This window comes from Cytobacillus sp. FSL R5-0569 (assembly GCF_038007265.1).
Lineage (GTDB): Bacteria > Bacillota > Bacilli > Bacillales > Cytobacillaceae > Cytobacillus > Cytobacillus kochii.
The window spans coordinates 3,378,589-3,403,440 of record NZ_JBBOWW010000001.1 but is presented as its reverse complement, the minus strand read 5'-3'; the positions used below and the strand labels follow the sequence as shown (position 1 = coordinate 3,403,440).

The 24,852-nt window shown below is 37.0% G+C and carries 20 protein-coding genes and 1 other annotated feature; of the genes, 19 read left to right on the top strand and 1 reads right to left on the bottom strand.

The genetic code is table 11. The annotated features are described in order from the left end of the window. The first annotated feature begins 32 nt into the window (after positions 1-32). The 11 genes from leuC (at position 33) to MKX78_RS17205 (ending at position 14,617) form a co-directional block, all read left to right on the top strand. Positions 33-1,448, top strand: a complete 1,416-nt coding sequence (gene leuC / locus MKX78_RS17255; RefSeq protein WP_095372364.1) for a 3-isopropylmalate dehydratase large subunit — start codon at positions 33-35, stop codon at positions 1,446-1,448. A 12-nt stretch (positions 1,449-1,460) separates the two neighbouring features. After that, on the top strand, positions 1,461-2,045 hold the full coding sequence (gene leuD / locus MKX78_RS17250) for a 3-isopropylmalate dehydratase small subunit (RefSeq protein WP_307312701.1): 585 nt from the start codon (positions 1,461-1,463) through the stop codon (positions 2,043-2,045). A gap of 158 nt (positions 2,046-2,203) precedes the next feature. Continuing rightward, positions 2,204-3,220 (top strand): tetratricopeptide repeat protein, encoded by a 1,017-nt coding sequence (locus MKX78_RS17245; protein ID WP_307312702.1) that lies wholly within the window; start codon positions 2,204-2,206, stop codon positions 3,218-3,220. A 158-nt stretch (positions 3,221-3,378) separates the two neighbouring features. Beyond that, positions 3,379-4,665, top strand: a complete 1,287-nt coding sequence (gene tig / locus MKX78_RS17240) for a trigger factor (protein WP_095372367.1) — start codon at positions 3,379-3,381, stop codon at positions 4,663-4,665. 448 nt (positions 4,666-5,113) lie between these two features. After that, complete coding sequence (gene clpX, locus MKX78_RS17235; RefSeq protein WP_095372368.1) at positions 5,114-6,379, top strand: ATP-dependent protease ATP-binding subunit ClpX; 1,266 nt, start codon at positions 5,114-5,116, stop codon at positions 6,377-6,379. Positions 6,380-7,048: 669 nt separating this feature from the next. Beyond that, positions 7,049-8,731 (top strand): ATP-dependent protease LonB, encoded by a 1,683-nt coding sequence (gene lonB / locus MKX78_RS17230; RefSeq protein WP_095372369.1) that lies wholly within the window; start codon positions 7,049-7,051, stop codon positions 8,729-8,731. Positions 8,732-8,977: 246 nt separating this feature from the next. Beyond that, the gene (gene lon / locus MKX78_RS17225; protein ID WP_095372370.1) at positions 8,978-11,305 is read left to right on the top strand and encodes an endopeptidase La; all 2,328 of its coding nucleotides are present in this window, start codon (positions 8,978-8,980) and stop codon (positions 11,303-11,305) included. After that, positions 11,302-11,883, top strand: a complete 582-nt coding sequence (gene yihA / locus MKX78_RS17220; RefSeq protein WP_095372371.1) for a ribosome biogenesis GTP-binding protein YihA/YsxC — start codon at positions 11,302-11,304, stop codon at positions 11,881-11,883. Before lon ends, yihA begins: the two co-directional genes overlap by 4 nt. Before the next feature lie 456 nt (positions 11,884-12,339). Next, positions 12,340-13,122, top strand: coding sequence for a transporter substrate-binding domain-containing protein (locus MKX78_RS17215; protein ID WP_095372372.1), 783 nt, complete (start codon positions 12,340-12,342; stop codon positions 13,120-13,122). 90 nt (positions 13,123-13,212) lie between these two features. Further along, on the top strand, positions 13,213-13,863 hold the full coding sequence (locus MKX78_RS17210) for an amino acid ABC transporter permease (protein WP_095372373.1): 651 nt from the start codon (positions 13,213-13,215) through the stop codon (positions 13,861-13,863). Positions 13,864-13,879: 16 nt separating this feature from the next. Next, on the top strand, positions 13,880-14,617 hold the full coding sequence (locus MKX78_RS17205) for an amino acid ABC transporter ATP-binding protein (protein ID WP_307312704.1): 738 nt from the start codon (positions 13,880-13,882) through the stop codon (positions 14,615-14,617). Positions 14,618-14,697: 80 nt separating this feature from the next. Here the strand turns inward: MKX78_RS17205 and MKX78_RS17200 are convergent, their stop codons facing one another. After that, positions 14,698-15,180, bottom strand: coding sequence for a LiaI-LiaF-like domain-containing protein (locus MKX78_RS17200; RefSeq protein WP_095372375.1), 483 nt, complete (start codon positions 15,178-15,180; stop codon positions 14,698-14,700). 238 nt (positions 15,181-15,418) lie between these two features. Between MKX78_RS17200 and hemA the strand changes: the two genes are divergently transcribed. From hemA to ysxE, 8 genes are all read left to right on the top strand, one after another. Continuing rightward, entirely contained in the window at positions 15,419-16,759 is a 1,341-nt protein-coding gene (hemA, locus tag MKX78_RS17195; protein WP_322909645.1) for a glutamyl-tRNA reductase, read from the top strand. Positions 16,760-16,774: 15 nt separating this feature from the next. Further along, entirely contained in the window at positions 16,775-17,608 is an 834-nt protein-coding gene (locus MKX78_RS17190; RefSeq protein ID WP_095372377.1) for a cytochrome C assembly family protein, read from the top strand. Positions 17,609-17,645: 37 nt separating this feature from the next. Further along, entirely contained in the window at positions 17,646-18,581 is a 936-nt protein-coding gene (gene hemC / locus MKX78_RS17185; protein WP_095372378.1) for a hydroxymethylbilane synthase, read from the top strand. After that, positions 18,578-19,339, top strand: a complete 762-nt coding sequence (locus MKX78_RS17180) for a uroporphyrinogen-III synthase (protein ID WP_307312709.1) — start codon at positions 18,578-18,580, stop codon at positions 19,337-19,339. The genes hemC and MKX78_RS17180 overlap by 4 nt, the downstream gene beginning before the upstream one ends. A 19-nt stretch (positions 19,340-19,358) precedes the next feature. Further along, complete coding sequence (gene hemB / locus MKX78_RS17175; RefSeq protein ID WP_095372380.1) at positions 19,359-20,339, top strand: porphobilinogen synthase; 981 nt, start codon at positions 19,359-19,361, stop codon at positions 20,337-20,339. Between the two features lie 16 nt (positions 20,340-20,355). After that, on the top strand, positions 20,356-21,642 hold the full coding sequence (gene hemL / locus MKX78_RS17170; protein WP_307312711.1) for a glutamate-1-semialdehyde 2,1-aminomutase: 1,287 nt from the start codon (positions 20,356-20,358) through the stop codon (positions 21,640-21,642). A 367-nt stretch (positions 21,643-22,009) separates the two neighbouring features. Beyond that, entirely contained in the window at positions 22,010-23,113 is a 1,104-nt protein-coding gene (gene spoVID, locus MKX78_RS17165; RefSeq protein ID WP_095372382.1) for a stage VI sporulation protein D, read from the top strand. A gap of 110 nt (positions 23,114-23,223) precedes the next feature. Next, positions 23,224-24,291, top strand: a complete 1,068-nt coding sequence (ysxE, locus tag MKX78_RS17160; protein ID WP_095372383.1) for a spore coat protein YsxE — start codon at positions 23,224-23,226, stop codon at positions 24,289-24,291. Positions 24,292-24,600: 309 nt separating this feature from the next. Beyond that, positions 24,601-24,837, top strand: a binding site (T-box leader). Positions 24,838-24,852 lie beyond the last annotated feature (15 nt).

The window sequence follows — 24,852 nt, the reverse complement described above, 5'->3', positions numbered from 1 at the left end:
TCCGTGTTTCTTTTAGAAAGGTGTGAATATTAATGGGGCAATCAATTATAGAGAAAATATGGAAACAACATATTGTTCATCAAGAAGAGGGAAAACCGGACTTATTGTATATAGATCTGCATTTAGTGCATGAAGTGACATCGCCTCAAGCGTTTTCTGGCCTAAGAATGAAAGGAAGAACGGTTAGAAGACCAGATAAAACCTTCGCTACGATGGATCATAATATCCCAACAGATAATCGTAAAGTCATCAATGATAAGATTGCATTAAACCAGATGACAACACTAGAAAAAAACTGTGAAGAGTTCCAAGTACCACTAGCAGGAATTGATCATCCAGACCAAGGAATTGTTCATGTCATTGGTCCGGAATTAGGCCTAACGCAACCAGGGATGACAATTGTATGTGGCGATAGTCATACATCCACACACGGTGCATTCGGCTCGATTGCATTCGGTATCGGTACAAGTGAGGTGGAGCATGTGTTAGCCACACAAACCATCTGGCGCCAAAAACCGAAAACGTTAAAAATCGAAATCAATGGAAAAAGGCAACAAGGTGTATCAGCAAAAGATGTTATCCTTTATGTCCTTTCTCAGTATGGGTTTGATTTTGGAACAGGACATGTCATTGAATATACGGGAGAAGTTATTGCTCATATGTCAATGGAAGAGCGGATGACGATTTGTAATATGTCGATAGAAGGTGGCGCGAGGGCGGGATTAGTGAACCCTGATGAAACAACATTTTCTTACTTAAGAGGACGTAAGTATGTCCCAACAGGGGATGCCTTTGAAGAGCTAGTGACAAAATGGAGATCATTAGTGTCGGATGAAGATGCAACTTATGATCGTGTGATTACTATTGATGCAGCTAATATTGCCCCAATGGTTAGCTGGGGGACAAACCCAGCGATGACATCTAAAGTTACTGATTCAATTCCTACATCAAGTGATTATGAAACAGCCGTGGAAAAGAAATCACTTGAGAGTGCGCTTAAATACATGGGACTAAAGGAAGGACAGAAAATAGAAGATATTCAGATTCAACATGTATTTATCGGTTCTTGTACCAATTCACGACTAGAAGATCTACGTGAGGCTGCTTCTGTAATCAAAGGCAATAAAGTTCATCCTGATGTGCGTGCACTAGTTGTGCCAGGTTCACAAACGGTCAAGTCGCTTGCAGAAGAAGAAGGTCTGGATGAAATTTTTAGAGAAGCTGGGTTTGAATGGAGAGATTCGGGTTGCAGTATGTGTTTGAGTATGAATAATGATATTGTCCCTAGCGGTGAACATTGTGCTTCCACATCTAATCGGAATTTTGAGGGTCGGCAAGGATCTGGAGCGAGAACTCATTTAGTCAGTCCAATTATGGCTGCAGCAGCAGCTATTCATGGTCATTTTGTCGATGTTAGAAAAATGGTTGAAAGACAACCAGTAAGATAGGGAGCGGAGTAGATGACTGGATTTAAAACTTTAAAGGATAAAGCGATTGCTTTTGACCGTGCCAATGTAGATACAGATCAGATTATTCCTAAGCAATTTCTAAAACGAATTGAAAAAACGGGCTTTGGTCAATTTTTGTTCTATGACTGGCGTTATATGGCAGATGGTAGTTTAAACCCAACATTTGAATTGAATCAAGATGAAAATCAACATGCATCGATTTTAATTGCAAATGAGAATTTTGGTTGTGGGTCATCTAGGGAGCATGCACCATGGGCCCTCCTAGATTATGGGTTCAAAGTGATATTAGCACCATCCTTCGCAGATATATTTCATCAAAATTGCCTGAAAAATGGTGTGTTACCGATTGCGTTACCAAAGGAGCAAATTGTGCAATTACTTGAAAAAGGCAAACAACAGCCTTATCAATTAGAAGTGAATCTAGAGAAGCAAACGATTGGTGATGAAGCAGGGTTCCAAGTATCATTTGAAATTGATGCTTATTGGAAAACGATGCTAATGAATGGGTGGGATGAGATTGAAATTACCTTGCAATTAGATGATCACATCACTGCATATGAACAAGCATTAAGATAGTAAATAAATCATTACTTGTGAGCCCGTATGCATTGTATATAGGGCTCATTTTTTATGAAGTTTTTCCGCTGAACCTCTCAATCGCACAATCCTTTTGCATTTTTCTCTTTTCATGCTACACTTACCTCTAAATAAGGAATTAAAGGGACGTAGGCAAAATGACAAAACATAATCGTGATGACAAAAAAAATAAAGTGATTCCCTTTCCCTTTTTAGATAGACGTTTATTAGAGAAAGGGTTAGAGGCTTTACACCGTAGGGAGTTTCAAGAGGCAGTAGATTTCTTAACAGAAGCTTCAGAGCTAAATGATAAGGATGAAGATATTCAAACGGGTCTTGTGCTTGCCTTTTTTGAATCAGGTCAATTACAACATGCGCAAAAACAAGCGGAATACATGCTCCATAATGGGATAGGTGACTACCTTCAAGTGGTAGATATGTATTTGATGATTTTAGTACAATTACATCGCTACGATGAAATTGTGACCACTATTGAATACTTATTTGAAGAGAACAAAGTACCTCATGAAAAATTTGAACATTTTAGTCGGTTATTAGAATTCAGCCGTAGAATGGCTGAAGCAGACATAAAATCCAGTGAGGTAGAGGACGGCTCGGAAAATCACCTACAGCTTTTTGAAATAAAAGATCAACAAGAGCAGATGATGCTCGCTAAAGAATTGGCAGAAAAGAATATTGTGCATAATGTAAAAGAAATCCTTTCCTATTTACGATCTGAGGAGGGACATCCCTTTTTTAAGACATTACTTCTCGATGTGTTAAAACAGCATCTATATAATAAGGAAGTTATTGTTGAAAAAATGGGTAATATAAAAAGTTTTGTTCCTGCACACTTGCCTGACTTTGAGCATTTCCAACAAAGGATTGAAATGCTCAAAGTGTTAGAAGAGAAAATGGAGCAAGATGACCCCATTTTACTTGAACATGCTGCATCTCTTGTGAACCGTCATTTATTTCTCATGTATCCGATAGAATTAGAACCTTTTTCTATTGAAACATGGTCTGCAGCTTATCATACTCTTGCGATTGATTACCTAGGGATGGACCTTGCTGTGGATGAGATGCTTGAGAAATATTGTGTCGAAGAAGAGGATTATCATGCAGCTATTACTTATATTGAAGCAATAGAAGAATTTTCTTATCCTAAAATATAGTCTCATTGTTGAAAGCTAGAGACGTTATGTTATAATATAATGGTTGTATTATGTGGATAGAAAGCTGATTCACCTTATATAAATGAATAATCGATTAGACATATTCATTCTATTTGCTGTGAATGAAATGATCATAGATTTTGGAGGGAAATAATAGTATGTCTGCTAAATTTGAAAAGTTAGAAGGGAACCAAGGGGTTCTTACAATTGAAGTAGATGCAGAGAAGTTAAACGAAGGTTTAGACGCTGCATTTAAAAAAGTAGTTAAACAAGTAAATGTTCCTGGCTTCAGAAAAGGTAAAATGCCTCGCAGCCTATTTGAAAAACGCTTTGGTGTTGAGTCTTTATACCAAGATGCAGTAGATTTTCTTTTACCAGAAGCGTATGCAAATGCAATTGATGAAACAGGCATTGAGCCAGTTGATCGTCCTGAAATCGATGTAGAACAAATCGAAAAAGGTAAAGCGCTTATTTTCACTGCGAAAGTAACTGTAAAACCTGAAGTAGAACTTGGCGAATATAAAGGCCTTGAAGTAGAAAAATTCGATACAGAAGTAACGGATGAAGATGTAGAAAACGAATTAAAAGGCCTACAAGAAAAACAAGCTGAGCTTGTTGTTAAAGAAGAAGGTACAGCAGAACAAGGTGATACAGTTGTTATCGACTTTGAAGGTTTCGTTGATGGAGAAGCATTCGAAGGTGGAAAAGGTGACAACTTCTCATTAGAACTTGGTTCTGGACAATTCATTCCAGGTTTTGAAGAAGAATTAATTGGTGTTTCTGCTGGTGAATCTAAAGAAGTAAATGTTACGTTCCCAGAAGAATACCATGCTGCTGAGCTTGCGGGTAAAAAAGCAGTATTCAAAACGACTGTACATGAAATCAAAACAAAAGAACTTCCTGCATTAGATGATGAATTCGCTAAAGATGTAGATGAAGAAGTTGAAACATTAGATGCACTAAAAGAAAAAACGAAGAAACAACTAGTTGATAGTAAAAACCATGAAGCAGAGCACCATGTGCGTGATTCTGTAGTAGAAAAAGCAGCAGAAAACACAACAATTGATATTCCAGCTGCAATGGTTGATACTGAATTAGATCGCATGATGCAAGAATTCGAACAACGTTTACAAATGCAAGGTATGAACCTTGAGCTTTATTATCAATTCTCTGGACAAGATGAGTCTGCATTACGTGAGCAAATGAAAGTTGACGCAGAGAAGCGCGTGCGCATTAACTTAACTCTTGAAGCAATTGCTGCTGCAGAAAACATCGAAGTTTCTGAAGATGAAATAAACGAAGAAGTAAATAAAATGGCTGAAATGTATAATATGACAGCTGAAAATATTCAAATGGCGCTGGGTGGTAGCCTTGATGGTTTACAATCTGATATTAAAGCGAAAAAAGCAATCGATTTACTTGTAGAAAATAGTAAAACTGTTTAAAATGAATATAACAAAGTAACGGTAGCAACCCGGAACTTACACATAACAAGGCGCGATCACATCGTGCCTTGTTTTCTACAATTTAAGATATTACATAATAGCAGTACGGCAAAAGCAGGATACCTTATCACATACATAACTGCCTGAAAAAAATTCCACTTATGGATGGGCATAAAAATGGACATGCTTATGGAAGTACAAGTTTTATTGAGTGATTTCCTTCTGCGAATCATGAATAACGTATTACGTACATAACTTAGAGGTAAGTGTTATTATTTCCTGTCTTTTGCTGAAGTGTGTTACAATGCAATACATAACTTAAAGGTTAGTTTTTATCAAGCGTTTTTAATAAGAACTGGCGAGTGAATTGGCTCAAATATTTAGCTAATGATAAACAAAAGTTCGCAGAAGATATATCGCTTAGAAGTTTGATCAAGGGGTGAAGGATTTGTTTAAATTTAATGATGAAAAAGGTCAATTAAAGTGTTCCTTCTGTGGGAAAACACAAGATCAAGTTCGTAAGCTAGTAGCTGGTCCTGGTGTTTACATTTGTGACGAATGTATTGAATTATGCACCGAGATTGTGGAAGAAGAACTTGGAACAGAGGAAGAAGTTGAATTTAAGGATGTGCCAAAGCCGTCCGAGATTCGCGACATTCTCGATGAATATGTAATTGGTCAAGACCAAGCAAAGAAAAACCTAGCTGTGGCAGTTTACAATCATTACAAACGAATTAATTCGAACAGTAAAGTAGATGATGTAGAACTGGCAAAAAGTAATATTGCAATGATTGGGCCAACAGGAAGTGGTAAAACATTACTAGCCCAAACATTAGCAAGAATTCTAAATGTACCATTCGCAATTGCAGATGCGACTTCGTTAACAGAAGCAGGTTATGTTGGTGAAGATGTTGAGAACATTCTCCTAAAGCTTATCCAATCTGCTGACTATGACGTGGAAAAAGCTGAAAAAGGAATTATTTATATCGATGAGATTGATAAAGTGGCCCGTAAGTCAGAAAATCCGTCGATTACAAGAGATGTATCTGGTGAAGGTGTGCAACAAGCATTATTGAAAATTCTTGAAGGCACTGTTGCCAGCGTACCTCCACAAGGTGGAAGAAAACATCCGCATCAAGAATTTATTCAAATTGATACGACGAACATTTTATTTATTTGTGGTGGTGCCTTCGACGGTATCGAACAAATCATTAAACGCCGTTTAGGTCAAAAAGTGATCGGTTTCGGTTCGGATAATAAGCAGAAAGAACTTGAACAACATGAGTTACTATCTAAGGTTTTACCAGAGGACTTATTGCGTTTCGGTTTAATTCCTGAATTTATTGGTCGTCTACCGGTTATTGCAAGCTTAACACCATTAGATGAAGAAGCATTAATTGAAATTTTAACAAAGCCGAAAAATGCTTTAGTAAAACAATTCCAAAAAATGCTTGAATTAGATGATGTTGAGTTAGAATTCGAGGATGAAGCACTAATTGAAATTGCTAAGAAAGCAATTGAAAGAAAAACAGGTGCCCGTGGATTACGTTCAATTATTGAAGGAATTATGCTTGATGTCATGTTTGATTTACCTTCTCGTGAAGACATTAAAAAATGTATCATTACAAAAGATACAGTCCTTGAGAATGGTTCACCAAAGTTATTACTTGAAGACGGTACAATTGTGAAAGAAGAAAGAAAAACGTCTGCATAAGTTTGAAAGGAACTAAACTACGGTTTAGTTCCTTTTCTATTACCTCCAGCAAAAAGGTTGAAGGGATAGAGAAAAAAGATAAGTGATTTCGCCCCATTATGGAGTAAACGGTAGTTGCTCGTAGTTGTAGAGTGGAAATCGCAAAGATAGCAGGGGTAAGTCGATTAGCTCGTGTAGAAATGTTCAAAGATAGCAAAACAAAGTCAATTAGCTCGTACATCCAAAAAGAAAATACCAAAGATAGCAGAACAAAGCCGATTTCCTCGTACATCCAACGTGAAAACCACAAAGCTAGCAGAGCAAAAACAACTCACTCGAAAAAGAGGACCCCAAAAATACCTTTCAGTCAAGATAAGCTGTGTGTTCTTTTAACGTAAAATAGGAATTCATCAAAAATAGTAAAACTTGTTAATTATCGTACGATTGAGGTTTATTACTCTAGGTAAAGTAGAAGATGAAAACAACCACTTTTTTGTGTAGCTCAATCACAGCTTAACAAAAAGTAAAACTTATTTTCATTGATTTCCTTTTTTACTAAATAATTCGTCTATAATAAATGCTAAAACAACCATAAGCTTCCTCTTATTGAATTTAAAATTCTTGTTTATTCCAACTTTGCGCAGGAGATACTATCCATTAACAGCAAGAAAATGTTCAGGAGGGAATAGGATGAGTTGGACGGGAATTGCATTGTTTGTACAGCTATTTTTTGGGATTGTTATTGGGCTTTATTTTTGGAACTTACTTAAAAACCAACGTACTCAAAAAGTCTCTATTGATAGAGAGTCTCGTAAAGAAATGGATCAATTAAAGAAGATGAGGTCAATTAAACTGTCAGAACCTCTGTCAGAGAAAGTTAGGCCAGCGACCTTTGATGATATTGTAGGTCAAGAAGATGGCATAAAATCACTTAAAGCGGCACTTTGTGGACCAAATCCCCAGCATGTCATCATTTATGGGCCTCCTGGAGTAGGTAAAACAGCTGCAGCCAGATTAGTATTAGAAGAAGCAAAGAAAAATCAAAAATCACCATTTAAACCATCCTCCGTCTTTATTGAACTAGATGCGACAACCGCTCGTTTTGATGAGAGAGGAATTGCAGATCCACTTATTGGATCTGTACATGATCCCATTTATCAAGGGGCAGGAGCGATGGGGCAGGCAGGAATCCCACAACCAAAACAAGGAGCAGTCACAAATGCCCATGGTGGGGTCTTGTTTATAGATGAAATTGGAGAGTTACATTCTATTCAGATGAATAAGTTGTTAAAAGTGTTGGAAGATCGCAAAGTATACCTCGAAAGCGCTTATTATAATGAGGAAAATATGCAAATTCCTTCTCATATACATGATATCTTTAAAAATGGTTTACCGGCAGATTTTCGGTTAGTGGGTGCCACTACAAGAACACCTAACGAATTGCCTCCAGCTATTCGTTCACGTTGTATGGAAGTGTTTTTCCGGGAATTAACAGAAGAAGAAATCGCAGAAGTTGCTAAAAAAGCAGCCGATAAAGTGAACTTAAAAATAAGTGAACAAGCTTTACAAACATTAGCATCTTATGCAAGAAACGGTCGTGAATCAGTCAACTTAGTACAAACGACAGCGAGTCTAGCAATACAAGAAGAGCGCGATTATATTAAGGACGAAGATGTCGAGTGGGTGATTCAATCAAGTCAGTTAGTGCCGAGAATGGAAAGAAAAATCGGAGAAACAGCAAAGGTTGGTTTAGTTAATGGCTTGGCTGTTCATGGACCTAATTCTGGTGCTTTATTAGAGATTGAAGTTACTGTGATTCCTGCTAAAGAAAAAGGATCAATTAATATTACAGGAATTGTAGAAGAAGAAAGTATTGGCGGACAAGGAAAATCGATTCGAAGAAAGAGTATGGCACGTGGCTCAATTGAGAATGTGATTACAGTTCTTCGCTCAATGGGCGTACCTGCAGATGATTATGATATTCATGTGAACTTCCCTGGTGGTGTACCGATTGATGGCCCATCTGCTGGGATTGCAATGGCTACAGGTATATATTCAGCTATTTATAAACATCCGATAGACAATACAGTGGCAATGACAGGAGAAATTAGTATTCATGGTGCCGTTAAGCCTATTGGCGGCGTATATCCAAAAGTAAAAGCTGCTAAAAAAGCTGGAGCAAAAACCGTTATTATCCCTGAAGAGAATATGCAATCGATATTAAATGAAGTGGAAGGAATTCATATTGTTACCGTTAAAACGTTGAATGAGGTGTTCGAGTGCGCCCTCCACAAAGAATATCAACATGAAAAGCCGTTAATTTCACCACTAGATGCGTCAACGATTGATCTTGCTAAAAAGGAAAGTATGTAAGGTAATAACTTCGGCAACAACTGCCGGAGTTTTTATTCCTTTCGTTTTAAAGTCCTATAAATAGGGAATGAAATAAGTAATTGTCAAGCGAGAAATGAAGAAAACAAACAAAACGGTTGTACTTTTTAACTCTTTTAGCAAAGGAACTAGATTAAAAAAGTCGACACTGTGAAGTAAATAAGATAAAATTGTACAAAGAAAATGAATTGAAATCTTGATACATATGCATTTTGGAGGTGCAAGTATATGACGAATAAGAAAGAGATCATCGTCCCCCTCCTGCCGCTTCGAGGTTTGCTCGTTTATCCTACAATGGTCCTGCACTTAGATGTAGGTCGTGATAAATCAGTACAAGCACTTGAAAAAGCAATGGTAGATGACCATTTAATCTTTTTAACAACACAAAAGGACATTTCTATAGATGAGCCTGACAGCAATGAATTATATCATTTAGGTACTCTTACTCGGGTAAAACAAATGCTCAAATTGCCAAATGGTACGATTCGTGTACTAGTAGAAGGACTTAAACGTGCAAAAATAGCAGAGGTTTTAGATGATGAAGACTATTTTTCAGTAAAAGTGGAAGCATTCGAAGAGCCTGAATCTCGCGATGTAGAAGACCAAGCATTAATGCGTACTCTTTTAAGTCATTTTGAACAATACATAAAAGTATCTAAAAAAATATCAACAGAAACATTTACATCTGTTACAGATATTGAAGAACCCGGTCGTTTAGCTGATATTATTGCTTCTCATCTTCCTTTAAAACTTAAAGAGAAACAGGAAATCTTGGAGACGATTAATATAAAAGATCGTTTGAATCGTGTGATCAGCATTATTCATAACGAAAAAGAAGTGCTTAATTTAGAAAAGAAAATCGGTAATCGGGTAAAGAAATCGATGGAAAGAACGCAGAAAGAATATTATTTGCGTGAACAGATGAAAGCCATTCAAACCGAATTAGGCGATAAAGAAGGTAAAACAGGAGAAATTGCAGATTTAAAAGCGAAAATCACAGAAGCAAATATGCCTAGTAATGTAGAAAATACTGCATTAAAAGAGTTAAATCGTTACGAAAAGGTTCCTTCTAGTTCGGCAGAGAGCTCTGTTATTCGTAATTATATCGATTGGTTATTAGCTATACCTTGGTCTAAAGAAACGGTCGATGATTTAAACATCAACAAAGCAGAGAAAATCCTTGATCGAGATCATTATGGTTTAGAGAAAGTAAAAGAGAGAGTGCTTGAGTATTTGGCGGTTCAACAGTTAACGAACTCTTTAAAAGGCCCTATCCTCTGTCTCGTTGGACCTCCGGGTGTAGGGAAAACAAGTCTCGCGAAATCAATCGCCTCCTCACTCAACCGTAATTTTGTCCGGGTATCTTTAGGCGGTGTCCGTGATGAATCAGAAATTCGCGGCCATCGAAGAACATATGTTGGTGCAATGCCTGGTAGAGTGATCCAGGGAATGAAAAAAGCAGGAACAGTCAATCCAGTATTTTTATTAGATGAGATTGATAAAATGTCTAATGATTTTCGTGGAGACCCTTCATCAGCAATGCTTGAAGTATTAGATCCTGAGCAAAATCATAACTTCAGTGATCACTATATTGAAGAGACGTATGATTTATCGAAGGTTATGTTCATTGCTACGGCTAACAATTTAAGTACAATTCCAGGACCATTATTAGATCGCATGGAAGTTATTTCAATTGCTGGTTATACAGAACATGAGAAGCTTCATATTGCCAAGGACCATCTTCTGCCAAAACAAATTAAAGAGCATGGTCTTTCGAAATCTCAATTGCAAGTGAGAGATGATGCTGTTCAAGGTGTTGTCCGTTATTATACAAGAGAAGCTGGTGTTAGGAGTTTAGAACGTCAACTGGCTGGTATTTGTAGAAAAACGGCAAAGATTATTGTATCAGAGACGAAAAAAAGAGTTGTAGTTACGGCGAAATCCCTTGAAGATTTCTTAGGTAAGAAACGTTTTAGATACGGCCAAGCGGAATTAGAGGATCAAGTCGGTATCGCTACAGGACTTGCTTATACAACTGTAGGCGGAGATACACTTCAAATCGAAGTCTCTTTATCAAAAGGTAAAGGCAAGTTAGTCTTAACTGGTAAACTTGGTGATGTGATGAAAGAATCCGCTCAAGCAGCTTTTAGTTATGTGCGTTCAAATGCGAAGGAATTAGGGATTGATGAGAATTTTCATGAGAAATTCGATATTCATATTCATGTTCCAGAAGGGGCTGTCCCTAAAGATGGTCCATCTGCAGGAATCACAATGACTACTGCACTTGTTTCAGCATTAACCGGTGTACCAATTAGAAGAGAAGTAGGAATGACAGGTGAAGTAACGTTGCGTGGTCGTGTCTTACCTATCGGGGGATTAAAGGAGAAATCACTAAGTGCTCATCGAGCGGGATTAACGAAAATTATCTTACCGAAAGATAATGAAAAGGATATAGATGATATTCCAGAATCGATTCGTGAGGAACTTTCATTTGTGCTTGTATCCCATGTAGATGAAGTGCTTAAAGCAGCGTTAGTAGACGGGGTGGAACAATGAAGGTTGTAAGTTCAGATATTGTCATCAGTGCCGTAAAGCCTGAGCAATATCCAGATGTAGAATTACCAGAATTCGCATTAGCAGGTCGATCGAATGTAGGGAAATCTTCTTTTATTAATAAAATGTTGAATCGTAAAGGATTAGCAAGAATATCTTCTAAGCCTGGTAAAACGCAAACATTAAACTTTTATCTTATTAATGAAATCTTACATTTTGTTGATGTACCAGGATATGGCTATGCAAAAGTGTCAAAAAAAGAAAGGGAAGCATGGGGGAAAATGATTGAGACATACCTCACTTCTCGAGATCAATTACGAGCGGTTGTTCTGATTGTGGATTTAAGACATCAGCCTACTAAAGATGATGTTATGATGTATGAATTCCTTAAACATTATGAGATTCCTTGTATCATTATTGCCACAAAAGCCGATAAAGTGCCAAAATCAAAATGGCAGAAACATATTAAAGTGACGAGAGAAACCCTTGATGTTGACTCTAGTGACTCCCTTATCTTATTCTCTTCAGAAACAGGAAAAGGGAAAGAGGAAGCATGGGCTGTTATTAAAGGATTGATGTAATCGGGTTCAAGGTTAAAATCAAACAAACATTTAAAAAGGCGAACAAACCGGACAAAGCCGGATTTGTTCGCTTTTTTTGTTAAAGATTTAATTCGCTATATCTTTCATCTTGGTAGTATTAATGGTTATCAAAATAAGTTAAAAGTTAATCATTTTTTGAGAAGTTTACGTTTATTTTTCTGAATTTAGGGAAATTAGACTATGTACGTGAATTTCGGTTTACATAATTTCACTTGTGAATCAAGTGAGCCCTTTTCCCGCTATACTTAGTAATAGAGATGATATAGGAGGATACATGTTTAATAAGGAGGATAGAGTATAAGAGGGATGTGTGAGACTTTCTTACAGTTTTATATCTCAAAATATCATAAAATATGAATTTTGAGAATAATTTGTAAGAGTGGTAAGGTTGATAGCGTATATGAAAAAAGAACATACAAGGGGGATATTTTACTAGTGAAAAAGATACTTAAAGGAATGATTGTTGCTGCATCTGTAGCTGTATTAGCTGCATGTGGCTCAAATGAAGAAGCGAGTAGTGGAGGAATGGATTTAGCAGAGGAAGGGAAATTCACTTATGCTTCATCGGGAGAATTTAATCCATTTAGTGTAACGCAAGATGATGGTTCAATGACAGGTTTCGACATTGAAGTAGCAGAAGCAGTTGCAAAAGAGCTAGGACTAGAACCAGTGCAGCAAAAATTTAAATTCGGTGGAATTGTTGAAGGTGTAAAATCAGGACGTTTTGATGCCGCTGTTGCTAGTCATACAATAACAGAGGAAAGATTACAAGCTGTTGATTTCTCGATTCCTTACTACTATTCAGGCCCACAAATTTATGTGAGACCGGATAGTGATGTAGAAACATTAGAAGATTTAGAGGGTCTTGAAGTAGCTGTAGCTAAAGGAACAACGTATCAAAAAACAGTATCAGAAGTTACAGATAATATTAAGTTTTATGATAGCGATGTCGTAGCACTCGAGGCTTTATCTAGTGGAAAGCATGATGCTGTAATTACCGATTTTGTTACAGGTAAAGAAGCGATCGGTGCGGGTATGAATATTGAGGGAAAACAGCTTTTAGAAAAAAGTGAGCAAGCGATTGCTGTAGCCAAAGACAATGACGAGCTACTTGAAAAAATTAACGATGCATTAGAGAAGCTTCATGAAGATGGAACCTTGACTGAAATTAGCAAGGAATATATCGGCGAAGATATTACTGTAGAATCAGAAGAATAATTTTCTGTTGGCGAATGCATCTCCGTTTATTGCGTGTGCATTCGCCTCTTCTATCTAAAGAGAAAATACATTTTACCTTAAGGAGGAAATATGGACATACTAACAACGTTTGTTGACACCTTCCCAATGTTTTTTGAGGGAATGCTCCTAACTTTTCAATTAACAATAGTCTCAATTTTTATTGCTATTTTTATCGGTCTCTTTTTTGCAATGTTAAAGATATCTAAAGTGAAAGTATTAGAGTGGGTTGCGGACCTCTATATCTTCTTAGTCAGAGGAACACCTCTCGTTGTGCAAATTTTTATCTTTTATTTCGGTTTAACTTCATTAAATATTTCCGGTTTTTGGTCCGTTGTTTTAGGTTTAGCCTTTCATAATGGTGCCTATATTGCAGAGATTTTTAGAGGAGCCATTCAATCTATTGAAAGTGGTCAAATGGAGGCAGGTCGATCCCTAGGGATGAGTGCAGGCTTAACAATGCGAAGAATTATTTTACCACAAGCAAGCAGACGTGCTTTGCCACCACTCGGGAACCAATTTATTATCGCGTTAAAGGATTCTTCACTAGCTTCGTTTGTAGGTGTCTATGAGCTCTTTAATATTGCCACAACACAAGGATCAATCAATTATGATTATATGACTTACTTATTGATTGTTGCCGTCTATTATTTAGTGCTTGTTCTTCTATTTACAGTTATTGTGAACCTTGTTGAGAAGAAAATGTCTAATAGTGAGCGATAGAAAGGGATGAATGTAGATGAGTGAATCAGTTATGATTAGTATAGAGAAATTAAATAAGTCTTTTGGTGATCTTCATGTATTAAAAGATATTGATTTTACAGTAAAAGAAAGCGATGTTGTTTGTCTAATAGGTGCCAGTGGTTCTGGTAAAAGCACATTACTAAGATGTCTTAACTTTCTAGAATTAAAAGATAGTGGAACAATTACATTAGAGGGTGAAGTAATAGAAAAGGACTCTCATGACTTAAATGAAATTAGACAGAGAGTTGGAATGGTGTTTCAGCACTTTCATCTTTTCCCTCATAAAACAGTCATACAAAATATAATGGAAGCACCGATGCAAGTGAAAAAATTATCGAAAAAGGAAGCAGAGGAACAAGCGTTAGTACTCTTAGATAAAGTTGGCTTATCGGATAAGAAAGATGTTTATCCATCTAAACTATCGGGTGGTCAAAAGCAGCGTGTTGCCATTGCGAGGGCATTAGCGATGAAGCCGGATGTAATGCTGTTTGATGAACCAACTTCTGCACTAGACCCAGAATTAGTTGGTGAAGTGTTAGCAACAATGAAAGAACTTGCTGAAGAAGGAATGACGATGATTGTCGTCACGCATGAAATGGGATTTGCGCGGGAAGTAGCAGATTGGGCAGTGTATATGCATGATGGTAAAATCGTTGAAGTCGGTCATCCTGAAGAGTTATTTAATCATCCAAAGGAAGAAAGAACGAAAAGCTTCCTAGATTCTGTTCTTTAAAAAGAGTTAATAATTAAAACGAAAAAACGAACATTTTCTTTGCAGATATGTTCGTTTTTTCAATGGAAGTTTCTAATAGATTATTTTCTTTTAATGAGGAAAAAGAGGCCAATGATAATAAAAATAGCAGGCCAGAATTTCGTTATGTATGAAATGATCTCACCGTAGCTACCTGCATATTGCGAAATTTTTTCATAAAATAATAAAGTAATGGCTAATACTAACATAAGAAACCCTTGCAAGAGGCCGTTGCCTGTTTTTAAGTAATATAATAAAAAGGCAAGGGCAATAATAAGGACAAAGGCACCAATATGATTAGGCCATATGCTTAAACGATCAACAATGATGAAATGTAAACCAAACCCAAAGAGAATCACACCGGGAAATATAGCATTATATTCTTTACCGCTATATGCTTGGATTAAAAAGGCCAAACCTGTAATAGCTAGTAATACTGGCCAGGTCAATAACGATTGTAAACTCTCAACCTGTAATTGCTGGATGAGAAAGAAACAGCCGTAGCCTACTAAGATAATACCGGCAAATAGTCGTTGACTTTTCATTTATTCACCACTTTCAGTTAGGTACACTTGAATATTAGGCAGATTTTTGGTATTGTACATAGTGGAGTGTTTATGATAATAAATATCAAATTATAATAGTTCTAAAGTAATCATATACTACTCAAATATCATATCATATGTGTTCATACTCTGTTCACATTTTTTCGAAAAAGCTTGTAAAGATAATGTTATAATATATGTATGTAATTATGCAATTTTTTTGGGGGGTCTACTAAAAATGCATATCGTGGTCGTTGGTCTAAATTATAAAACAGCCCCTGTGGAAATTAGAGAGAGATTAACATTCGATCCTTCTCAATTGGGTGAAGCAATGCAAGCATTGCAACAAAAGAAAAGCATCTTGGAAAATGTAATTCTATCCACATGTAATCGGACCGAAATTTATGCGGTTGTTGATCAACTGCATACAGGAAGATATTATATTAAAGAATTTTTAGCCGATTGGTTTCAAATAGATCAAAATGAATTTTCGCCCTTTCTTTTTATTTATGAACATGATGGTGCGATAGAGCATTTATTTAAAGTCGGTAGTGGATTAAACTCAATGGTTCTAGGAGAAACTCAAATTTTGGGCCAAGTTCGCTCTAGCTTTTTGCAAGCGCAAGTTGAACATACAACTGGAACAATTTTCAATCAATTATTTAAGCAGTCCATTACATTTGCTAAAAAAGCACATTCCGAAACAGATATTGGTGCAAATGCTGTATCTGTCAGTTATGCTGCAGTTGAGCTTGCTAAGAAAATATTCGGTCTAATTACGAATAAGCAAGTACTTATTCTTGGAGCAGGTAAAATGGGCGAATTAGCGATACAACATCTTCATGCAAATGGTGCGAATGTTACGGTTATTAATCGTACTTTTGAGAAAGCGAAAAATTTAGCACACCGCTATGAAGGGCAAGCGAAATTAATGCAAGAATTACAATGTGCATTAGTGGAAGCCGATATCGTGATTTCTTCTACAGGTGCAAACAGTTATATGATTACAAAAGAGATGATGGCAGATGTAGAAAGATTGCGGAAAGGTAAGCCATTATTTATGGTCGATATTGCTGTCCCACGTGATTTAGATCCAGCACTCGCTGATTTAGATAGCGTTTTCTTATATGATATTGATGATCTAGAAGGTATTGTTGAAGCGAATTTGCAAGAACGTAAAAAAGCAGCGGCGAAAATTCAATTATTAATCGAAGGAGAAATCGTTGAATTTAAACAATGGCTTAAACTTCTAGGTGTTGTACCTGTCATCTCTGCTTTAAGAGAGAAAGCTCTTGCTATTCAGGCTGACACAATGAAAAGTTTGGAAAGAAAGCTTCCTAACCTAACAGAACGTGAAAGAAAAGTGGTTAGCAAGCACACGAAGAGTATTGTGAACCAAATGTTGAAAGACCCTGTATTACAAGCAAAAGAATTGGCAGGACATAAAAATGCTGATAAAGCATTAGAATTGTTCGTGAAAATATTTAATATAGAAGATCTTGTTGTCCAGCAAATCGAAAAACAAGAACAACCAAAATCAGATCGTGTAAAGGTGCAACAGACATCCTTTCAATCATAAAAAGGGGTACTGTCCATGTTTGATATCTATATGGCACGCCTGCATGAATTTACTGTCGTTCTTTATGCAGCGAGTGTACTTCTCTACTTTATTGACTTTTTAGCAAGTAACCGGAAGGCCAATCGTGTCGCCTTCTGGTTACTTGCATTTGTATGGGGATTACAGACGGTATTCTTATTACTCTATATGTGGAATACGGGTAGATTCCCTGTATTAACGATATTTGAAGGTTTATACTTCTACGCATGGGTACTTATTACATTTTCTTTAATTATTAATCGCATTATGAAAGTCGATTTTATCGTTTTCTTCACAAATGTACTTGGTTTTTTTATTATGGCTTTACATACATTTGCTCCTATTGAGATTGAATCAGATGTGCTGGCGAATCAATTGATGTCTGAGCTCCTCTTTTTTCATATTATTGGTGCGATTCTCTCATATGGTGCTTTTTCATTGTCATTTGTATTTGCTCTTTTATATTTGATTCAATATGATTTGTTGAAGAGGAAAAAGTGGGGTTCAAGGCTTATTCGAATTGCGAATTTATCACAACTAGAAAAAATGTCTTATCTATTTGCTAGTATAGGGGTGCCTATGTTAGTGATTAGTTTAATATTAGGGATACAATGGGCTTATATGAAATTACCAAATATGGTATGGTTGGATTCAAAAGTGCTTGGTTCCTTATTGGTACTCATTTTGTATAGTATTTACTTATATTTAAAGGTTGGCAGAGGAATGAGTGGTAAATCACTTGCTACTTGGAATGTGGCTGCTTTCCTTGTTGTATTAATTAATTTTTTCTTATTTGGAAGGTTATCGTCTTTCCATTTCTGGTATGAATAAGAAAAGGAATATGTTTTTAAAGAATAGGGAGGCTGTCATGAGAAAAATAATTGTCGGTTCAAGAAGAAGTAAGCTTGCGTTAACACAAACGAATTGGGTGATTGATCAGTTACGCCGTTTGAATCCTGCAGTTGATTTTGAAGTAAAAGAAATTGTGACAAAAGGAGATAAAATCCTGGATGTTACCCTTTCAAAGGTAGGAGGAAAAGGCCTATTCGTTAAAGAAATAGAACAAGCGATGTTAGATAAGGAAATTGACATGGCTGTACATAGTATGAAGGACATGCCAGCTGTCTTACCTGAAGGATTGACCATTGGTTGTATTCCGGAAAGAGAAGACTATCGAGATGCACTTATTTCCAAAGGCCATGTGAAATTAGCTGACTTAAAACCAGGTGCAATTGTCGGGACAAGTAGTTTAAGAAGAGGTTCACAAATTTTAGCTAAAAGACCAGATTTGGAAATTAAATGGATACGAGGGAATATTGATACACGTCTTGCTAAACTAGAAACAGAAGAATATGATGCCATTATTCTTGCTGCTGCCGGCCTATCAAGAATGGGATGGACGAAGGAGATCGTTACAGAATTTATTGATCCAGATATTTGTTTACCAGCTGTTGGTCAAGGTGCACTCTCTATTGAATGTAGAGAAGATGATCATGAACTAAGAAGGCTTTTAGATGCATTCACTTGTGAGGAAACGAAAAGAACAGTGCTTGCCGAGCGTGCATTTCTTCATAAAATGGAGGGCGGTTGCCAAGTGCCGATTGCAGGCTTTGCACGTTTAACTGAGAATGGTGAAGTAAGTTTGACTGGTTTAGTTGGTTCTCCAGATGGTCGTACGATTTATAAAGATATGGTTGTTGGTGATGATCCTGAGACAATAGGGTATCAAGTAGCAGAAAACTTATCGGAATTAGGTGCAAAAGCATTAATTGATGCTGTCAAAGAGGAGTTAGACGAAGGATGATTCATGAGGACAGTGCCTTACATGGAATGTCTGTCCTTATTCCCCGAAGTAAAGATCAATCGGAGGCTAGTGGTGATTTGGTCAGATCCCTTGGTGGACATCCAGTAATTATCCCATTAATTTCGTTTAGAGAAACAACAGAAGCCCATTCTTTAAAAACCCATGATTTCACACAATACCAATGGATTATTTTCACAAGCAGTGTGTCAGTTGAGGTGTTTTTTACATATGTGTCACAGAAGACAAACTTACCGAAGTTGGCCGTTATAGGAAAGAAAACAGCTGAAAAGTTATCAAAATATGACTTGAAAGCTGATTTCATACCAACGGAATTTGTGGCTGAAACTTTTACCCTTGAATTTTTAGCAATTTTAGGGGATGAACAAAATATATTCTTGCCTAAGGGCAACTTGGCCCGAGATTATATTAAGCAAAAGCTTATGGAAGCAAAGCATAGAGTGACTGAACGAATCGTTTATGAAAATTTTTTTCCTGATGAGAGTAAACAATTATTAACGGGTCGCTTATTGAATGATGGCATTGATATACTATTATTTACCAGCCCATCAACGATTGATCACTTTATGGAAATCGTAGAGGGTCATGATTTGAAGAATCAAATAAGTAAGAGTATCATCGGTTGTATAGGACCAATAGCTGCAAAAAGAGCAGAATTTTACGGTTTGAAGGTACATGCTGTACCAACTATATATACATTTAAACATTTAATTAAGGAAGTAGTAAAAGTCATTTCTTAATCAAGTTGGAGGTAGTACAATGGATAGTCAATTTAATCGTCATCGCCGTTTACGTCGGACAGCTAATATGCGCAATTTGGTAAGAGAAACACATCTACATGTGGAGGATTTTATTTATCCAATTTTTGTTGCAGAAGGACAAGACATAAAAAAAGAAATTCCTTCTATGCCAGGCATTTATAATTTATCATTAGACCATTTAACTGAAGAGATGGATGAGGTTGTATCTCTAGGTATCCAATCTGTTTTATTATTTGGTGTTCCTCTTGAAAAGGATGCTTGTGGTACGCAGGCGTATCATGAACATGGAATTGTCCAAGAAGCAACAAGATTAATCAAGGAAAAGTATCCAGAAATTTTGGTCGTTGCAGATACTTGTCTTTGTGAGTATACTGACCATGGTCATTGTGGTTTGATTGAAAATGGCGAAATATTAAATGACGCTTCATTAGAATTACTTGTGCAAACAGCAATTAGTCAAGCAAAAGCAGGCGCAGATATTATTGCTCCTTCTAATATGATGGATGGATTTACAATCGCTATTCGTGAGGGCCTTGATGAGGCAGGCTTTGAACATATACCTGTTATGTCTTATGCAGTTAAATATGCGTCTGCTTTTTACGGACCATTTAGGGATGCTGCTGGCAGTACACCACAATTTGGTGATCGGAAATCATACCAAATGGACCCTGCAAACCGCTTAGAAGCAATGAGAGAGGCAGAATCAGATTTAATGGAAGGTGCAGACTTCCTCATTGTAAAGCCTGGGATGCCTTATCTTGATATTGTTCGCGATGTGAAAAACAATATTAATTTACCACTTGTTACTTATAATGTAAGTGGCGAATACTCGATGGTAAAGGCCGCTGCACAAAATGGCTGGATTGACGAAGAAAGAATCGTGCTTGAGATGTTAACAGGGATGAAAAGAGCTGGTAGTGATTTAATTATTACTTATCATGCAAAAGATGCTGCCAAATGGATGAACTCACACAAATAAGAAAAGAGGGATGTTTATGCGTTCATATGAAAAGTCACAAGCCGCATTTAAAGAAGCAGTTAAATTGATGCCTGGTGGAGTAAACTCCCCAGTGCGTGCTTTTAAATCGGTTGATATGGATCCGATTTTTATGGAGAAGGGCCAAGGGTCAAAAATCTATGATATTGATGGTAATGAATATATTGATTATGTCCTTTCATGGGGACCACTGATTTTAGGACATGCTAATGAAAAAGTTGTTTCTGCGGTGAAGGAAGTTGCCGAAAATGGCACAAGCTTCGGGGCGCCAACGTTGATTGAAAATGAATTAGCACAGCTCGTCATCGATCGTGTTCCTTCAATTGATGTGATTCGTATGGTTTCATCAGGTACAGAAGCAACGATGAGTGCATTAAGATTAGCTAGAGGTTTCACAGGACGCAATAAAATAGTTAAATTTGAAGGCTGTTATCACGGTCATGGAGATTCTCTCTTAATTAAAGCCGGTTCTGGTGTAGCTACACTTGGATTGCCTGATAGTCCTGGTGTGCCTGAAGGTATTGCAAAGAATACGATTACAGTTCCATACAATGATCTTGAAGGTGTTAAATACGCTTTTGAACAATTTGGTGAAGATATCGCTGCCATCATTGTTGAACCTGTTGCTGGTAATATGGGAGTTGTCCCACCAGTAGAAGGATTTTTACAAGGGTTACGTGATGTGACAACTGAATACGGTGCCATTCTTATTTTTGATGAGGTAATGACAGGTTTCCGTGTTGATTATAACTGTGCCCAAGGTTTCTTCGGCGTTACACCTGATTTAACTTGCTTAGGAAAAGTAATAGGTGGTGGACTGCCTGTTGGTGCTTACGGTGGTAAACGAGAAATTATGGAGCAGGTTGCACCAAGTGGCCCCATTTATCAGGCAGGTACATTATCAGGGAACCCGCTTGCGATGGCTGCCGGTTATGCAACATTAAGTCAATTAACACCGGATACGTATGCTAACTTTATTAAGAAAGCTGATAAACTCGAATTAGGCTTGAGAACAGCAGCAGAAAAATATGAGATTCCACATACAATTAACCGGGCAGGATCGATGATTGGACTATTTTTTACAAATGAAGATGTCATTAATTATGATCAAGCGAGAACGTCTAATCTTGACTTCTTTGCCTCTTATTATCGTGAAATGGCGCTTCAAGGCGTATTCCTTCCACCATCACAATTTGAAGGTTTATTCCTGTCTACAGCATTAACGGATAAAGATATTGATCAAACAATTGCCGCAGCAGAAAAGGCTTTTGCGAAATTGAAATAAGTTTTTAGCGAACAATTCCATTCCGGAATTTGTTCGCTTTTTTATTCTCGATCGAAAGATGCCAATCTTTTTGAGAGAGGGGCAAAGAGAAGAACAACGGTAGCCAGAATGAAAAAGAAAAAGGCTCACATCGAAAAAATAGTCAAAGTGGATATAGTCACTTATGTAGAAAATAATTCTCTGTTGGAAAAGATGTGAGATTTTAAATTCACAACCCCTAAATTAATCTATTCCTCTTTAACAATATAGTTATTCTATCGAAGACGTGCTCCTTTCTAAGTAAAGTAATCATAATTCACTTTTCCTCCTCATAAAGTGTAAGAGAAAAGATGTTATTGTTTTTGATGATATGGGAGGAGGAGTCGATATGTCTCAAGGAAATCCGTCGAACTTGCGGTTTTCATTAGAGGAATCCGTTTGGTTTCAAAAAGGACAGGAAGTATCACAATTACTTTCGATTTCACTTGATCCGAATATAACGATTCAGGATAGTGAGCAGTATGTAACGATTCAAGGTGCACTAGAACTAACAGGCGAATATCATCGTGATGAATCAACCGAGGACAGTATGAATGAACCGCCATCAACATTAAGGTTTATCCAATCTGTGGAAGAAAGGGAAGAGGGGGTATGTGAGTTTACACACTACTTTCCTGTAGATATTACGATCCCGAATAACCGTATTGAGAGATTGGATGATATTGATGTCCAAGTAGAGTCATTTGATTATATGTTTCCTGAAAGAAGTTGCATGAAACTCCATGCTAATTTGACGATATCTGGTTTGTATGGTGACCAACAGCATGTGGCATATACTGAAGATGAGAATAATGTGCTTGAACTTGATACGGTAGAACGTTCAACGGTTCAGGATCAAGAAGAAGAAGACACAGACACCAGTCGTGAAGAAGAACAAACAACAGAAATTAACTTCTCCCTACCAGAGGAGAATGAAAAAGATGAAGATGTGTTTGTTGCTGAAGCGAAGCAGGAGCCAGAAGTGGTTGAAGAAGAACCGGTATTAAATCGCTCCTTACCTATTCTTGAGCCCCAAGAAGAAGAACCCATTGATATGCCAGAGGTTTCTTTTATAGCTAATCGATATGAAGAGAAAAAGCAGGAAGCAGAAGAGATTTTTGAGGTTAAGCAAGTAGAAGAAACAAAACCAGTTCAAGAGCTTGAAGAATTGAAAGATGAGCTTGAATCCTCTTCAGAAGAAGTGAAACCACAAAAGAAAAAAGTAAAGGGCAAGAAAAGCATGAGTTTGACGGAATTTTTTGCTCGTAAAGAAGATGAAGAACAATTGACGAAGGTTAAGGTATGTATTGTCCAGCCTAATGATACGATTGATCTTATTTCAGAAAGATATGATGTGACACCACAAACATTAATGAGAGCCAATCAACTAGAATTGAATCAAGAAGTGCATGAAGGCCAAGTTTTATATATCCCTGTAGCTGTTACGAACTAGCGGATAAGGGGAGTACATTAAGAGCAGATCTCATCGGTCTGCTCGCATTTTTATCAGTGTCACTTGTTTACTTACACAGTTTAGGTAAGCGAGGAAAGTGAGTGGTCTAAGTGGCAAAGGAAAATAGATTAAAAAAATATGGTCCGATCTTAAAACACTATGCACTTGAGCCAAATTTCATCGAAAGTTTTGGTAGCGTTCAAAAGGTTTACTCTAGCAAAGGTGTTTTTTCTTTAAAAAAAATAAAAGCAAATCATGGTGCGGACTTCATTCGTTATATTCAGCAATTATACCAAATGGGTTATAACCGGATCGTCCCGATTTATCCGACGGTTGATGGTAGGTATGCCGTTTTACACAACCAAAAGCTGTATTATTTAATGCCTTGGCTAGCTAATGAGATTAAAGAAGATCAATTTGAACGGCATCAACAAATGTTTAGAGAACTTGCTCGCTTGCATGTCTTAAGTACGAAAGAAGTGGAAGTCTCCAAAGAAGAACGTGAAGAGCATTATGAAAATACGTTACTAGAATGGGAAAAGCAGAGTGAATTTTTGGATGGTTTTATTGAAACATGTGAATCTAGGGAATATTTATCTCCTTATGAATTGATGTTTACACAATATTATAATGATATCGCTCAAGCTTTAACTTTCTCAACGAAGAAATTAAAGGATTGGTACGAAAAAACGAAGGAAGAGGAAAAAGTTCGTACAGCTGTTATACATGGAAAAATTTCTACCGAACATTTCTTGTATGATGAGCGCGGATATGGCTATTTTTTGAATTTTGAAGAAGCGAAGAGAAGTTCACCTATGCATGATCTTCTTCCGTTCTTATCAAGGTCATTAAAAACCTTTCCGAAGCGTGCGGACGATGCTGTCGATTGGATTTACACTTATTTTAAGCATTATCCGTTTAGAGAAGATGAAATGCTGTTATTTCAAAGTTATTTTGCTCATCCAGGGCCTGTCATTCGCGCAGCAGAAAAATATCATAATGGTAAGTCAAAAAAGAATGAAAGAAAGCATGTAGAGCATATACAAAGGCAATTTTGGTTATTAAAAAATACGGAATATGTGGCTATGAGGATTGATGAAATTGAGCGTCAGAAAAAACAAGCACAAGAAGCAGCTGAGAAGGCGAATGCAGAACAAGAAGGAGCCCAAAATGGATAAAACCTGGGCTCCTATATTCATTTTAAGAGAATCCAAATGGTAAACAAACTCACTCAGTAAAAGCAAGTTTTATATCTTAGGGTATACCTTTCTACCCCTCCTCGAAAGTTTACATTTAGGTAGTGGATTTCTCTTTTGCATCCTCATCCTGCGCATATTCCCTCATACATAGGCAGGCTCAAAATATGAGCAATTTTTTTTACAGGTTTGTTCCCTTTTTTTATTATCATGTATATAATAAAAAAAATTGGTCATCCTTATTGACTATAGTGACTATTTTTAGGTAGTATTACTTTATATTCAAACAAATGAAAAGCTTTGATAGGGAAGAGTACATTGGCGCTTTGCTTTAAGAGAGGAAAATCAATTGCTGTGAGATTTTCTAAGCGAACCCATTGGAAGGTCGCCCTGGAGCTTCTTTCGTGAACGTAGTTCTATTATTAGCGAAAGACGGGAACGCCGTTATCCATTCGAGAGTCAATTACTAAAGTTTATGGTAATTGAAAAAAAGGTGGTACCGCGGAAGCAACTCCATTCGTCCTTTTTGTGACGAGTGGAGTT

Excerpts from the sequence above, each read along its gene's own strand:
- leuC (WP_095372364.1), top strand. The coding sequence starts at position 33 with ATGGGGCAATCAATTATAGAGAAAATATGGAAACAACATATTGTTCAT.
- leuD (WP_307312701.1), top strand. The coding sequence starts at position 1,461 with ATGACTGGATTTAAAACTTTAAAGGATAAAGCGATTGCTTTTGACCGT.
- MKX78_RS17245 (WP_307312702.1), top strand. The coding sequence starts at position 2,204 with ATGACAAAACATAATCGTGATGACAAAAAAAATAAAGTGATTCCCTTT.
- tig (WP_095372367.1), top strand. The coding sequence starts at position 3,379 with ATGTCTGCTAAATTTGAAAAGTTAGAAGGGAACCAAGGGGTTCTTACA.
- lonB (WP_095372369.1), top strand. The coding sequence starts at position 7,049 with ATGAGTTGGACGGGAATTGCATTGTTTGTACAGCTATTTTTTGGGATT.
- lon (WP_095372370.1), top strand. The coding sequence starts at position 8,978 with ATGACGAATAAGAAAGAGATCATCGTCCCCCTCCTGCCGCTTCGAGGT.
- yihA (WP_095372371.1), top strand. The coding sequence starts at position 11,302 with ATGAAGGTTGTAAGTTCAGATATTGTCATCAGTGCCGTAAAGCCTGAG.
- MKX78_RS17210 (WP_095372373.1), top strand. The coding sequence starts at position 13,213 with ATGGACATACTAACAACGTTTGTTGACACCTTCCCAATGTTTTTTGAG.
- MKX78_RS17205 (WP_307312704.1), top strand. The coding sequence starts at position 13,880 with ATGAGTGAATCAGTTATGATTAGTATAGAGAAATTAAATAAGTCTTTT.
- MKX78_RS17200 (WP_095372375.1), bottom strand. The coding sequence starts at position 15,180 with ATGAAAAGTCAACGACTATTTGCCGGTATTATCTTAGTAGGCTACGGC.
- hemA (WP_322909645.1), top strand. The coding sequence starts at position 15,419 with ATGCATATCGTGGTCGTTGGTCTAAATTATAAAACAGCCCCTGTGGAA.
- MKX78_RS17190 (WP_095372377.1), top strand. The coding sequence starts at position 16,775 with ATGTTTGATATCTATATGGCACGCCTGCATGAATTTACTGTCGTTCTT.
- hemC (WP_095372378.1), top strand. The coding sequence starts at position 17,646 with ATGAGAAAAATAATTGTCGGTTCAAGAAGAAGTAAGCTTGCGTTAACA.
- MKX78_RS17180 (WP_307312709.1), top strand. The coding sequence starts at position 18,578 with ATGATTCATGAGGACAGTGCCTTACATGGAATGTCTGTCCTTATTCCC.
- hemB (WP_095372380.1), top strand. The coding sequence starts at position 19,359 with ATGGATAGTCAATTTAATCGTCATCGCCGTTTACGTCGGACAGCTAAT.
- hemL (WP_307312711.1), top strand. The coding sequence starts at position 20,356 with ATGCGTTCATATGAAAAGTCACAAGCCGCATTTAAAGAAGCAGTTAAA.
- spoVID (WP_095372382.1), top strand. The coding sequence starts at position 22,010 with ATGTCTCAAGGAAATCCGTCGAACTTGCGGTTTTCATTAGAGGAATCC.